General features: G+C 69.7%; 9 protein-coding genes. 1 reads left to right on the top strand and 8 read right to left on the bottom strand.

Annotated features, from left to right (window positions below):
• Window positions 1-11 precede the first annotated feature (11 nt).
• The 8 genes from OS124_RS0112915 to OS124_RS0112880 all read right to left on the bottom strand — a co-directional run bounded on the left by OS124_RS0112915 (window position 12) and on the right by OS124_RS0112880 (window position 11,763).
• Complete coding sequence (locus OS124_RS0112915) at window positions 12-1,571, bottom strand: hydantoinase B/oxoprolinase family protein (protein ID WP_010140101.1); 1,560 nt, start codon at window positions 1,569-1,571, stop codon at window positions 12-14.
• The gene (locus OS124_RS27010) at window positions 1,568-3,370 is read right to left on the bottom strand and encodes a hydantoinase/oxoprolinase N-terminal domain-containing protein (RefSeq protein ID WP_010140098.1); all 1,803 of its coding nucleotides are present in this window, start codon (window positions 3,368-3,370) and stop codon (window positions 1,568-1,570) included. The genes OS124_RS0112915 and OS124_RS27010 overlap by 4 nt, the downstream gene beginning before the upstream one ends.
• Entirely contained in the window at window positions 3,367-3,945 is a 579-nt protein-coding gene (locus tag OS124_RS26100) for an ureidoglycolate lyase (protein ID WP_050900876.1), read from the bottom strand. Before OS124_RS26100 ends, OS124_RS27010 begins: the two co-directional genes overlap by 4 nt.
• 275 nt (window positions 3,946-4,220) lie before the next feature.
• The gene (locus OS124_RS0112900; protein ID WP_010140095.1) at window positions 4,221-4,862 is read right to left on the bottom strand and encodes a cell wall hydrolase; all 642 of its coding nucleotides are present in this window, start codon (window positions 4,860-4,862) and stop codon (window positions 4,221-4,223) included.
• 156 nt (window positions 4,863-5,018) lie between these two features.
• Window positions 5,019-7,583 carry a putative PEP-binding protein gene (locus OS124_RS24575; protein WP_010140094.1) on the bottom strand — a complete coding sequence of 855 codons (2,565 nt, stop codon included), beginning with the start codon at window positions 7,581-7,583 and terminating at the stop codon, window positions 5,019-5,021.
• A 298-nt stretch (window positions 7,584-7,881) separates the two neighbouring features.
• Complete coding sequence (gene glyS, locus OS124_RS0112890) at window positions 7,882-9,900, bottom strand: glycine--tRNA ligase subunit beta (protein WP_443189684.1); 2,019 nt, start codon at window positions 9,898-9,900, stop codon at window positions 7,882-7,884.
• Between the two features lie 382 nt (window positions 9,901-10,282).
• Window positions 10,283-10,819: a DUF6446 family protein gene (locus tag OS124_RS0112885; protein ID WP_010140092.1), complete on the bottom strand. Its 537-nt coding sequence runs from the start codon at window positions 10,817-10,819 to the stop codon at window positions 10,283-10,285.
• Window positions 10,819-11,763 (bottom strand): glycine--tRNA ligase subunit alpha, encoded by a 945-nt coding sequence (locus tag OS124_RS0112880; protein ID WP_010140091.1) that lies wholly within the window; start codon window positions 11,761-11,763, stop codon window positions 10,819-10,821. Before OS124_RS0112880 ends, OS124_RS0112885 begins: the two co-directional genes overlap by 1 nt.
• A gap of 345 nt (window positions 11,764-12,108) precedes the next feature.
• Here OS124_RS0112880 and OS124_RS24570 point away from each other — a divergent pair.
• The coding region (locus tag OS124_RS24570) for a peptidoglycan-binding domain-containing protein (protein WP_010140090.1) at window positions 12,109-13,408 on the top strand (1,300 nt) is incomplete at its 3' end.

The raw sequence follows: 13,408 nt of genomic DNA, 5'->3' as shown, positions 1-13,408 counted from the left end.
ACCGCCCTGCCCTAAGGGGCGCCGTAGCCGGCCCCGCCCGAGCTTTCGATCACCACCCGGTCGCCCCGGTTCAGCGTGATCGCCGAGCGCGCGCTCAGCTCTTCGCGTGTCCCGTCCGTCCGCAACACCGTCACCGCCGAGCCCTTCGGCGCGCCACCGCCATGGGCGCCCTGCGCCACGCGGGCAAAGCGCTCTCCGCGGATCGAGGCCGCGATGCCGTCGGCCAGCGCCTCGTAGGTGCGCGCCACGCCGTCACCGCCCCGGAAGCGCCCTGCCCCGCCCGAGCCGCGCCGGATCTCGGCCGAGAGCAGGCGCATCGGCACCATGGCCTCCAGCGCCTCGGCAGAGATGTTCATCGCATTGCCCACGTCGGTCGAGATCGCGGCGCAGCCATCCGCCCCGGGGCCGCCCCCGGCGCCGCCCGCGACGATTTCTGTCGACAGGAAGCGCTTGCCGGTGGCGTCGGTGCCCGAGAAGGCGATGACGAAGGACATGCCGGAGTTGGCCGCAGGCATCCGCGCGCCATCAGCCTGGCTGAGCGCCTGGAGCAGCGCCGAGGTGATGCAGCGCACCATGTTCATCCGCGCGTTGACCGCTGCCGGGCGCGCGGCATTGACCACGCTGGCCTCGGGCAGGCGCAGCTCGAGGCAGCGCAGCACCCCGCCATTGCGCAGCGCCCCCGCCTCCATCAGCGTCAGCAACCCGTAGAAACAGGCAGACAAGGGCCCCGAGCGCACGCAGTTCACCGGCGCCGGCACCTGGGCAGAGCTGCCCTCGAAGTCGGCGATCATCTGGCCCGCCTCGAAGCTCAAAGCGACCCGCGCCGCGCAGGGGCCCAGCCCCTCGACCGGATCCAGCGCATCCTCGCCCCGGAAGGGCCCAGCGGGCAGCGCCGCCAGCCGGGCGCGGGTCTCGGCCTCGGCCCGGTCGAGCAGCGCCTCGCAGGCGGCGAGGAATGCGGCCGCCCCGGCCTCGGCGGCCAGCCGCGCCACGCCCTGCGCGGCGCGGAAACCGGCGGCGATCTGGGTTTCGAGGTCACCCATGACCACGTCCGGCACCCGCGACGAGACCGCGATCAGCCGCCCGAAGGCCGCGTCGAAACGCCCCTCGCGCCCGGCCTGCATCGGCGGCAGGCAAAGGCCCTCGTGGAAGATCTCGCTGGCATCGGGCGGGACCGAACCGGCGCGGGTGCTGCCGATGTCCTGGTGATGCAGCAGGCTGGCGGAGAAGGCGACAAGCCTCTCTTCGGCGAAGATCGGCTGGATCACCGCGATATCCGGCAGGTGGGTGCCGCCCGAGAAGGGATCGTTGGTCAGGTAGATATCGCCAGGGCGCATCCCCGAGGCCGGATAGGCCGCAAGGATCGCCTGCACCGAGCCGGGCAGCGCCCCCAGCAGAAGCGGGATCGCCTCGGCCAGGGCCAGCAGCTCGCCCCGCGCCGAGAACAGCGCGCAGGAGGCATCGGCCCCTTCGCGCACCACCGGCGAGACGGCGCAGCGCAGCAGCGTCTGCTGCATGGTCTCGGCCAGCCCGTCGAGGCGCAGTTGCAGGATCTTCAGGGTATCGCTCATCGCGGGATCCTCGTCAGTGTCCATGCCCCTGCCCCGGCGACGGCCTGCCAGCCCTCCGGCAGGTGGATCGCCCCGGCCTCCGTCGGCAGGAGGCGCGGCGCATCGCCCCCGGGCGTCCCGGCCACGAGAGGTTTCATCGGCGGCAGCCGTCCGGCCCTGTCCCGGTGCAGGCGGAGCGAGAAGAGATGCCCCGCGCCGGGCGGGGTCACGCCGTAGAGCTGATCATAGGCCAGCCGCAGCTCCTCGCGGATCGCCGCGACCGAGGCCGGGCGTGCCTCCAGCACCAGCTCGATCGGGTGCATCTGCGTCCGGGCGGCCAGGGTCAGGGTAAAGACCGGCGTCCCGCCGCCCGGAACATCGGCCTCCAGCCGGTCCAGCGCTTCTGCAAGCGCCGCGTCGTCGAGGCTGTCCAGCGCGCGGTCCAGCCGGTGCAGCGCCTCTTGCCGCTGCGGGGCCTGGGCCAGGCCCATGGCCCCGGCGGCGCCCGGCGCCCGGGGCACGATGACAGCGGACAGGCCGATCTGGTCGGCGATCGCCGTGGCCAGCAACGGCCCCGTGCCGCCCATGACGCAAAGCTCTGCCCGCAACGGATCGAGGTTGCGCCGCGTCGCATGGCCGACCAACGCCAGCGCCGCCTGGCGGGCCGCCGCCGTCACGATCTGCGAGGCCATGACGCCGTCATCCTCCCCGAGGCAGGCAAGGCGACGCGCTGCCCCGCCGTCGGCATCGGGAAGAAGCCCCAGCACCGCCAGCGCATCGTCCAGCGAGGGTGCGGCAGCATCATCGGCATCGAAGTGCAGCTCTCCCGCCGCGTCTCGGCGCACCCGACGGGCACCCCCAAGCGGCAGGCTGGCCATGTCGACCATGGTGGCGCGCAGATCGACCCCGGCAAAGCGGCCATGGCTGACCGATACCGGCTCTCCGCCCCGCACCATGGCGATATCGGCGCTCTGCGAGCCGATGTCGAGGATCAGCCGTTCGGCGCCGGCATCGCCGCTGGCCGCCCCTGCCCGCGCAGCAGCAGCAGGGCCCCCGGTCAGCAACAGCGCGCGACGGCGCGCGAAGGTCTCTTCCGGCACCAGTACGCCGCGCCCGTCGCCCAGCAGGATCCGGCCGGTGAAGGCGGGCCCCAGCCCGGCCCGCAACTCGGCAAGCAGGCTTTGCGCCCGGGCGGCCACCCAGGCGTCCAGCACCGCCGAAACGGTGCGGTCGTATTCCCTCGGTGCCGGATCAACCTGGTGCGAGAGGCTCAGCGCCACGTCGGGCAAGGCGGCGCGCAGGCGCGCGGCCACCGCCTGTTCATGACGGGGATCGACATGCGAGAAAAGCAAGCAGACCGCCACGGCGCGGACATCCAGCCGCTGCAGCGCCTCGATGGCGCGGTCGAGGTCGGCCAGGTCGAGGGGCGCGACCTCGGTGCCGTCAGCGGCAAGGCGGCCGCCGATCTCGTGGATATGCCCGGGCGCCACAAGGAACGAGGGCGCGGGCGAGGTCGCCACCGGATCATAGAGGGCGGCGCGGTTCTGGCGCCCGAGCCGCAGCGTGTCGGCGAAGCCCCGGCTGGTCAGCAGCGCCACTGGCGCCGGCGCGCGGTCAAGCAGTGCATTGAGCGGAGCCGTGGTGACCACGCGCAGGCTGTGCAGGTCGCCGGCGGAGAGGCCCAGGCCGGCCAGCCCGGCCCGCAGGACCGCGGCAAGGTCCGGCCCGTTGGGCTGCTTGGCGATCCGCACCCCGGCGTCATCCCAGGCGACGAAATCGGCAAAGCGCGCGCCAAGGTCGAGAGCAAGGCGGAGGCTCATTCCCCAGCCGTCCCGTTCGCGGGCTCTTCGACTTCGGGCCAGGTGACAAGGACCGGCTCCGGCAGGGGCACGAACTCGGTATCGCCCTGCCCTTCAGGTGTCTTCCACATCAGCGAGGCGAAGGTCGCGGGACGGTCCAGCGCCACGACACCATGATGCCAGATGCCGGGCCGATAGGTCACCACGTCGCCGGGGCCGGCGACAAAGGCCTCGACCGCGCCTCCGGGCCCTTCGGGCCAGACGGCGACCAGCCAGCGCCCGCCCTGCATCGGGCAGAAGAGCTGGGTCGAAAAGGGGTGCCGCTCGATCATGCTCGCCCGCAGAGGCAGGGCGTTCGGCTGCACCTCGTAGAAGTCCAGCGCCGCCGCCGGGGCCTCGGGCAGATGCGGAAACGCGGCGGGCGACTTGCTGAGACGCGCCTGCCCGTCGCGGATCTGCTTCACCTGTCCCTCACCGGCGCGGGCCACCTCGCCATAGGGCGCAAAGGCTTCGGCCGTCAGCGGCCGGGCCCGGCAGGCGGCTGGCGCGGCGGTATCCGGGGTCCTTGGGGCGGTGCTTGGGGAAGTCTGGGACACGGTCGCTCCGTTCGCTGGGACAGGGTCAACCAGCGCACGGGTTGCCCCCGGAAGTTTGCGCCGAATGGCAGGGCGACTCCAGCGATAATCCGAGACTATGCGTGAATAAATTCCAAACGGTCACATATCGCACAAAACGTGCTGCAGCGGCGGGCAGCTGCGAAGGGATCCGGCAGGAAGTTCGCCGAGCTCGAGCGGCGGCAGGGGCGACAGGTTCGCAGAGAGGGCCATCGGCCCCCGGGATGCGGGCGCGAGGCACGCCGGGCAGCGCGACCTCAGTTCTGGGTCAGGCGGGTCGGCATCCGGTAGAATTCATGCACGCCGATGGTGGCGGTCTTGTCGAAGTTGCGCGACCACTTCGGGCTGACGTGCAGCGTGTGGTAGAAGGTCGCCCCGTCGGTCAGCGGGCGCTCGGTGCCCTTGGCCAGCATGACGGCGGCGATCTTGGCGACCTGCGCATAGGCGGCCGGTTCATGGATCACTTCCTTGCGGCCGTCGCAGGTGTAGGTGAACTGGCAAGCAAACTTGCGCCCGGTGCCCTGATGCACCACGCCGCAGACGGAGGACGGAAAGACCGGGCTGTCGACACGGTTGAGGATCACCTCGGCCACAGCGAACTGGCCTTTCACGCTTTCGCCCCTGGCTTCGAAGTAGAGCGCTTCGGCGAGGCACTGGAACTCGTCCCCGCCCTTGGCGGCCGGTTGCCGGGCCAGCCACTCGCGCGAGTATTCGATGCCGGTGGCACTGGCCGCGCGCGGTCGTTTCAGCAGCGAGGTAAGGCGGGCATCAGGCACCGATTTCAACCCCTCGGCCTCGGTCTGCATCGCCTCGGTCAGCGGGTTCTGCGCCTGGGCAGCGCCACCCGTAACAATCATGGCCGAGAGCAGGACCGGGAAGAGAGAGTTCAGAAATCGCATGTCACCAACCTATGATTGCACGCCCCGAGGACGCCGCCAGGCTGGTTCCGTAGCGAAAAGTGCCTCAGGCGTCCAGACCACCCCCAGTCAAACAGCCGTTCCTTATCAAGACCTTAATAACTCCGACACTTTTAGAAGCAGTTTAACTTGCTGAAATCAGGACGTTTTGAAGGCCCGTGGAGGCAATGTCGGGCGTATGCGCAATTGTGCCGCCGCCAGCCGGGCAACGGGCACCCGGAAGGGCGAACAGGAGACATAGTCAAAGCCCGCGTCGCGGCAGAAGGCGATTGATTCGGCGTTTCCGCCATGCTCTCCGCAGATCGACAGGATCAGGTCGGGACGTGCGGCACGGCCCCGTTCTGCCCCGATCATGAGCAGTTCCCCCACCCCGTCGGTGTCGAGCGTGTGAAAAGGATCCTCGGGGAACACGCCCTGCTTGACATAGGCCGACATGAACTTGCCGGCGTCGTCGCGCGACAGGCCATAGGTCATCTGGGTCAGGTCGTTGGTGCCGAACGAGAGGAAGGCCGCATGGGGGGCGATCTCGCCGGCGCGCAGCGCGGCGCGCGGGGTCTCGACCATGACGCCGAGGCGATAGGTGAAGTTCTTGCCGGTCTCGTTGCGCACGGCGGCGGCGACGGCATCGACGCGGGTCTTGACCATCTCGACCTCGCGCTTGGCCGAAACCAGCGGGATCATGATCTCGGGCACCACCGGATCGCCCTCGCGCGAGGCCTCGATGGTGGCCTCGAAGATGGCGCGGGCCTGCATCTCGTAGATCTCGGGCACGGTGATGCCGAGGCGCACGCCGCGCATGCCCAGCATGGGGTTGTATTCCGACAGCGACTCGACCCGCCGGGTCACGTCCGACAGCGGCAGGGACAGCGCCTCGGCCAGCTCACGCAAGCCGGCGCGGTCGGCGGGCAGGAATTCGTGCAGGGGCGGGTCGAACAGGCGGATGCAGACCGGCTTGCCCTGCATGATGCGGAAAAGCTCGGTGAAGTCCGCACGTTGCATGGGCAGCAGGCGGTCCAGGGCGGTGCGGCGGTCGGCCGGCGCATCGGCGAAGATCATCTCGCGCATCACCGTCAGGCGCCCGGGATCGAAGAACATGTGCTCGGTCCGGCAGAGGCCGATGCCCTGCGCATCGAAGCGGCGGGCGACCTCGGCATCAGCGGGCGTGTCGGCATTGGCGCGGATGCCGATATCGCAATAGTCCCAGGCCCAGGACATCATCGCCTGGAAGGCATCGTCGCGCGCCGCCTCGATCAGCGGCGTCTCTCCGGCCAGGATGGCACCGTTGGTGCCATCGACGGTGACGATATCCCCCGCCTTCAGCACCCTGCCGTCGGCGGCCTTCAGGCGCTCCTGCTTCATGTCGAAGCCCAGGCCCGAGCAGCTGACCACGCAGGGCAGGCCCAGCCCGCGCCCGATCACGGCGGCATGAGAGGTGATGCCGCCGCGTTCCGTCATCACGGCGACGGCGGCATGCATGCCGCGAATGTCCTCCGGACCGGTCTCGCGCCGGACCAGGATGCTGGCCTCGCCGCGCGCCTTGGCGGCCTGGGCAGCGGCGGCGGAAAACACCAACCGTCCAGTCGCGGCGCCGGGCGAGGCGGCGATGCCGGTGCCCAGCACGTCGCGCGGCGCGGCGGGGTCGACCTGGCGGTGCAGCATCTCGTTCAGCGCCCGGGGATCGACCCGACACAGCGCCTCGTCACGCGGGATCACCCCGTCCTCGGCCAGGGCCACGGCGATGCGCACCGCCGCGCGCGAGCTGCGCTGCACCCGCAGGGCATCCAGCACGTGGACATTGCCGTTCTCGATGGTGAACTCGGTCTGCATCTCCTCGCGCAGGCGATAGCGCATCAGCTCGCAGTATTCGGCCAGCTTGGCGTAGGCTTCGGGGGCCAGCTCCTCCAGCGAGGGGCCGCGCTTGTCCCGCGCGAGGTAAAGCGACCGGCTGTCCTCGCGCAGCGCCTCGCGGTGCTGCGACTGGCTGAGATAGCGCCCGGTGATCCGCGGCTGGCCGGTCGTCGAAGAGACCAGCTGCATGACGCCCGAGCCGCATTCCCCCTCGTTGCCGAGGCCAAGCGCCATTTCCTGCACCACGAGGCCAAGCCCCGCATCCGCGGGCGCCCCCTTGGCCTGGCGCAGCAGCCGCGCCGTGGTACCCCGCCAGGCCCGCGCCATGCTCTTCAGCACCGCGGCCAGCTGCACGCCCGCGTCCTGGGGGAAATCCTCTTCGGTCTCTTCGCGATAGGCGCGCAGGGCCTCGGCCAGCGCCTCGGGGCCCGAGGCGGAGAGATCCTCGAACATGTCGGGGTCCAGCCGTTCCACATGCACCGAATAGGTCCGCACGAAGCTCTTGTAGAGGGCCGAGGCGGCCTCGGCGCCGATCTTGGCGGACAGGCGGGCATGGGTGGCGTCGTTCATGCCGATGTTCAGCACCGCCGAGGGGCCGCCCCAGTCGGGATCCTCCGAGGAAGGCCGGACACAGAGCAAGGGGTTCTCGCCGAAGGGATCCAGCAGGTCGGCCATCGGCGGCAGACGACCCTCGGCGATGTCATTGACCGCCTTGAAGGACAGCGCCACGGTCTGCGGCACCGGCAGCGACAGGCGCACGAGGCGCTGCAGGCACTTGGCCCTGCCGCCATGGGTGCTGGTCGCCACGGGGGCGGTTTCGCTGATGAGCGTGACATGCGGATCGTGATGCGGCACCGGCCCCCCAGTACGGGCCGTAAGGGCCCGCGAGATGGTGCGGGCAGCATAGACGTGGCGGGCTTCGGGGCAAGGAGATTCCCGGCGGCCCGGCATCGCGACGGGCAGCCATTGCACCCGGCCCACAGGGTGGAGGGGGCCCTGCCCCCACCTCCTGCGGAGGTCCCCCCGGAGTATTTTCAGCCTGGTGATGCAACAGGGTCGGCGCGGAAACGGACAGGGCGCGCCCGAAGGCACGCCCTGCATCATCACCAGGCTGAAAATACTCCCGCCGGAGGCCTCCGGCGGCGCCGCGCGTTCAGGCCTCGATCCGGGTCAGGTCGGCGACCTGCAGCACGGTCGAGCGGATGGTCGACAGCAGGTTCAGACGGTTGCGGCGCACGACCTCGTTGTCGGTGTTCACCTGAACGGCCTCGAAGAAGGCGTCGATGGGCGCGCGCAGGGTCGCGAGGGTGGCCATGGCGGAGGCGAAATCCTCGGCCTTGTTGGCAGCGTCGAGCTTCGGCTTGGCGGCTTCCAGCGCGTTGAACAGGGCGACCTCTTCCTCGGCCTCGGCGAATTTCGGGTCGGCACCGAACTCGTAAGCCACGCCGTCCTTCTCTTCTTCCTTGGTCAGGATGTTGTTGGCCCGCTTGAAGCCCTGCACCAGGTTGGCGCCGTCCTCGGTGCCCAGCACTTCGGAGAGCGCCCGGGCGCGGGCGACCATCGAGACCAGATCGTCATTGCCCGGCATCGCAAGGCAGGCGTCGATCACGTCATGGCGGACGCCCTCGTCGCGCAGATGGACCTTGAGGCGGTCGTGGAAGAAGGAGAGCAGGTCCGCGGCGACGTCCTCGGAAAGCCCATGGCATTTCACGAAGGTCGCCTGAAGCGGCAACACCGACTTGTGCTCCAGCAAAATCCGGATCACGCCCAGAGCCGCACGGCGCAGCGCAAACGGATCCTTCGAGCCCGTCGGCTTCTCGTCAATCGCCCAGAAGCCGGTCAGCGTGTCCAGCTTGTCGGCCAGCGCCACGGTGGCCGAGACCTTGGCCGAGGGCACGTCGTCGGTCGGGCCGAGGGGCGAGTAATGCTCTTCGCAGGCAGCCGCCACTTCGGGGGCGAAACCGGCGGCCTCGGCGTAGTAGCGGCCCATCAGGCCCTGCAGCTCGGGGAATTCGTAGACCATCTCGGAGGAGAGGTCGGCCTTGGCGATGCGCGCGGCCTCGGCGGCCAGGTCGGCGTCAGCGCCAAGCGCCGGGGCGATCTCGGCGGCCAGCGCGGCGATGCGCTCGATCCGCTCGGCCTGAGAGCCCAGCTTGGCATGGAAGGTGACATTGGCCAGCTGGTCACGCCAGGGCTGCATCTTTTCCTTCTGCGCGACGCGCAGGTCGTTTTCCCAGAAGAACTTGGCGTCGGACAGGCGCGCCGAAAGCACCTTCTGGTTGCCGGCGAGGATGGTGGCACCGTTGTCCCTGGTCTCTCGGTTGGCGACGGTGACGAAACGCTCGATCCGGCCGGTCTTCGGGTTCTTCACCGAGAAGAACTTCTGGTGTTCCTTCATCGAGGTCTGCAGCACCTCCGGCGGCAGCTCGAGGAACTCGGCGCCGATCTCGCCCATCAGGACGACGGGCCATTCGACGAGGCCCGCAACCTCGGCCAGCAGGCCCCTGTCCTCGACCAGCTCCAGCCCCGAGGCGAAGGCCTGGTTCGAGGCCTCCTGCCAGATCGCATCGGCGCGCTCACCGGCATCCAGCACCACGAAGCGGCGCTTCAACTCGGTCTGGTAATGTTCGAAGTCGCGCACGGCGAAACGGCCCGGCGCCATGAAGCGGTGGCCCTCGGTGCTGTCGCCAGCGGTGATGCCGTCGATATCCAGCGGCACGACCGACGCGCCTCCTTCATCGCAGAGGATGCAGAGGATCGAATGCAGCGGACGCACCCAGCGCAGGCTGCCCGCGCCCCAACGCATGGACTTGGGCCAGGGGAAGGTGCGGATGATCTTTTCCAGCTCTTCGGCGACGATCCCGGCGGCCGGGCGGCCCGGCTTCTCGATCACGGCGTAGAAGACGCGACCCTTCTTCTCGTCGCGCTCTTCCAGCTGGTCGCGGCTCAGGCCGGCACCACGCAGGAAGCCCTCGATGGCCTTCTCGGGCGCGTCGACCCGGGGGCCCTTGCGTTCCTCGCGCACCATGGGGCTTTCGGCGAGCAGACCGTGCACCGTCAGGGTCAGGCGTCGGGGGGTGTGGAAGGCAGAGGCCCCGGCATAGGTCAGACCGGCCTCGACCAATCCGTCGGTCATGCGTTTCTTCAGCTCCTCCGCGGCGCGGGCCTGCATCCGCGCGGGAATTTCCTCGGAGAAGAGTTCGATCAGGAGATCGGGCATGTCACGTCCATCCGGTGCTTGGGGCGTGCCGGGGCACGCTGGTTGCCGGCAGGGAATAACGAAGGGGCGCCGGGGCGTCCAGAGGGGGCGAGGCGGCAAAGGGCCGACAGGCCCGCCGCGCCACCGCGACCGCCGGCCCGCAACAGCGCCTTGCCGGACCGGGCAAGATACCTCCCCCGGCCCCATGCCGACCTCGACGCGGGCCCCGCCCTCCGCCGAAGACGCTCCCCACTTTTCCCCGAAGAGCGTGCCCGCTCTCGACAGGAAAGGGGCCGCCTCATGGCCGCCCCCTGCATCATCACCAGGCTGAAAATACTCCCGCCGGAGGCATCGCCTATTGCCGGGCGATCCCCTCGGGCACCGGAGGACATCCCTCGGGGGCGGGGTGGCCGTCAAAGACCTCGGCGCCGCAGGGATTGATCTGGTGCCAGACCCAGCCCCGGCCCTCGGCGTCGATGGCGACGACCCGGTCGACACCATAGCTCACGTCCTGCTGCGACAGGTAAGCCGTGGCGCGCCCGGTCTCCAGCGCCGCGCCGATCTCCTTTGCATCGTAGCAGCCGAACCAGCGCGGCCCCTGCAGCGGTTCCGCCCCGGGATAGGGCACATAGCCCGACATGTCGGGTGTCGCCGCGGCAGAGGTGAAGCAGGCGCGATAGCGGATCGGCGAGGAATAGGCATCAATGGCCTCGATACCCGTCGCAGGGAAGGGCTGCCGGGTGCCGTCGGTCGTGGTCAGGGCGATGGCCTCGCCCTCCAGACGCTCGTAGTAGGCGTATTCCTGCAGGTAGTAGATGGCACCGCCCGCCACCACGGCGGTCAGCACCAGTGCGACGATCAGCACGCGGCCCAGCTGGAAACGGCCCGGCATCAGGCGGCGCTTTCGGGCGTCCAGCCCCCGGCCTCGGTCTGCACGAAGGCATCGGCACATTTCTTCGCCAAAGCCCGGACGCGGCCGATATAGGCCTGACGCTCGGTGACCGAGATCACCCCGCGCGCATCCAGGAGGTTGAAGAGGTGAGAGGCCTTGATGCACTGGTCATAGGCGGGATGCGCCATGACGATGCGACGGCCCGTCTTCGGGTCGTCATGCGCCTGCGCCAGGATCGCCTCGCATTCGGCCTCGGCCTCTTCGAAATGCTTCAGCAGCATCTCGGTATTGGCCACGTCGAAGTTCCAGCGCGAATATTCCTGCTCGGTCTGGCGGAAGACATCGCCGTATTTCAGCGCGATCGGGGCCTGCGGATCGTTGTAGGGCATGTCCATGACGTGATCGATGCCGAGGACGTACATCGCCAGACGCTCGAGGCCATAGGTCAGCTCGCCCGAGACCGGGTGGCAGTCATGCCCGCCGACCTGCTGGAAATAGGTGAACTGGCTGACTTCCATGCCGTCGCACCAGACCTCCCAGCCAAGGCCCCAGGCACCCAGCGTCGGGGATTCCCAGTCGTCCTCGACGAACCGGATGTCGTGCAGCTCCATGTCGATGCCGATGGCTTCGAGCGAGCCGAGGTAGAGCGCCTGAAGGTCCGGCGGGCTGGGTTTGATCAGCACCTGGTACTGGTAGTAGTGCTGCAGCCGGTTCGGGTTCTCGCCGTAACGGCCATCGGTGGGACGGCGCGAGGGCTGCACGTAGGCCGCGGCCCAGGGCTTGGAGCCCAGCGAGCGCAGGGTGGTCGCCGGGTGGAAGGTGCCCGCGCCGACCTCCATGTCGTAGGGCTGCATCACCGCGCAGCCCTTGGCGGCCCAATAGGCCTGCAGGCGCAGGATGATCTCCTGGAAGGAGCGCGGTTTCTCGATGCGGGTCTCGGACATGGACATCCCTTTCGCAGCCGGCCGGGCGGTGGAACCGGCCCGGGTCGTGGCCCGCAACCGGGCCTGATTACGCGCCTGATTACGGGCGGGGGCGGACAGGGTCAATGGGCTAGCCCCGACCGGGCTGCCCCGCTCTGGCTCCGCCCGCCCCGACTGGCTGCCCTTGGGCCGCCCCGCCCGGGGCCCTTCCTGCGCCGCCGCCGGATCGGCGCCCTTCGGCCCATTGCCTGTTGCAGCGGAGGCCCTTTCGGCCCCGGTTCTGCGCCCGGTGACGCAAAGCCCTTGCCCCGCCCCCCGAAACTGCGGCTAGAACGGGCTGTGAAAGAGTTGACGGAAAGGCATTTCATGATCCGGTATCTATTCGCGCCGCTCGCCGCGCTGGCGTTCTCCCTCGGGCTGCTGCTGGCCCCGCAGCGGGGCACCGCCCAGGACGCAGGCGAGGTCTATGTGCAGATCCAGGCCCTGCCCAGCCAGGCCGAGGCGCTTGAAGCCATCCGCTTCTACGAGGGCGGGCTTTCCGACGTGAAGGGCTTCTCGCTGGGCAATGGCTTCCACGCCGTCGCCCTCGGGCCCTATTCGAGGGGCGACGCCGGCCAGGTGCTGCGCGTGCTGCGCGCCGAGGGCCGCATTCCGCCGGACAGCTACATCGCCTATCCCTCGTGGTTCGCCGAGCGCTTCTATCCGCCGCAGGACGGCAGCGCCCCCCAGGCCCCTGCCCCGCAACAGGACGCGACAACGCAACAGGCCCCTGCCCCGCAGGCCGACCTGGACGCCGCCCTGTCGGCCCTGCCCGATGAAAGCCCCGCTGAGGCACGCCAGAGCGAGGCCCTGCTGTCTCGGGCCGAAAGGGACCAGTTGCAGATCGCCCTGGAATGGGCCGGCGTCTACAACGGCGCCATCGACGGCGCCTTCGGGCGCGGCACCCGCTCGGCCATGGCCGCCTGGCAGCAGACCCAGGGGCTTGAGCCGACCGGCATCCTGACCAGCGCCCAGCGGGCAGACCTGCTGGGCCAGTACAATGCCATCCTCGACGGGCTGGGCCTTGCCAGCCGTGCCGATGCCCGCGCCGGGATCCGCATGGACATGCCCCTTGGGGTGGTCGATTTCGACCGCTACCAGGCCCCCTTCGCCTTCTACGCCCCGACCGGCGACCTCCAGGCCCAGGTGGTCCTGATCAGCCAGGAGGGCGACCAGGACACGCTCTACGGTCTCTACGACATCCTGCAGACGCTCCAGATCGTCCCCGAGGACGGCCCGCGCCAGCGCGGCAGCAGCGACTTCCGCATCGAGGGCCGGTCCTCGTCGGTGGTGACCCATGCCGAGGCCAGCCTCGCAGAGGGCGAGATCAAGGGCTTCATCCTGGTCTGGCCGGCTGGCGACAGCCAGCGCCGCACCCGCCTGCTCGAGCAGATGCAGGCCAGCTTCACCCGCACCCCCGGGGTGCTGCCCCATGATGCCGGTGCCGGCTCTGAACAGAGCATCGACCTGATCTCGGGTCTCGAGGTGCGCAAGCCGCTGCGCGGTCGCTCCGGCGTCTATGTCGGCACGGATGGCGCAGTGCTGACCCTCGCCTCGGCGGTCGAGGGCTGCGGCCGGGTGACCATCGGCTCGGGTCTCGAGGAGGGTGCCGAGGCCAGCGTGGCCA

The organism is Oceanicola sp. S124, from assembly GCF_000220565.1.
Taxonomy (GTDB): Bacteria; Pseudomonadota; Alphaproteobacteria; order Rhodobacterales; family Rhodobacteraceae; genus Pseudooceanicola.
The sequence above is the reverse complement of the archived record's forward strand: the minus strand, read 5'-3'. Positions and strand labels throughout refer to the sequence as shown.

Excerpts from the sequence above, each read along its gene's own strand:
- OS124_RS0112915 (WP_010140101.1), bottom strand. The coding sequence starts at position 1,571 with ATGAGCGATACCCTGAAGATCCTGCAACTGCGCCTCGACGGGCTGGCC.
- OS124_RS27010 (WP_010140098.1), bottom strand. The coding sequence starts at position 3,370 with ATGAGCCTCCGCCTTGCTCTCGACCTTGGCGCGCGCTTTGCCGATTTC.
- OS124_RS0112900 (WP_010140095.1), bottom strand. The coding sequence starts at position 4,862 with ATGCGATTTCTGAACTCTCTCTTCCCGGTCCTGCTCTCGGCCATGATT.
- glyS (WP_443189684.1), bottom strand. The coding sequence starts at position 9,900 with ATGCAGGCCCGCGCCGCGGAGGAGCTGAAGAAACGCATGACCGACGGA.
- OS124_RS0112885 (WP_010140092.1), bottom strand. The coding sequence starts at position 10,819 with ATGCCGGGCCGTTTCCAGCTGGGCCGCGTGCTGATCGTCGCACTGGTG.
- OS124_RS0112880 (WP_010140091.1), bottom strand. The coding sequence starts at position 11,763 with ATGTCCGAGACCCGCATCGAGAAACCGCGCTCCTTCCAGGAGATCATC.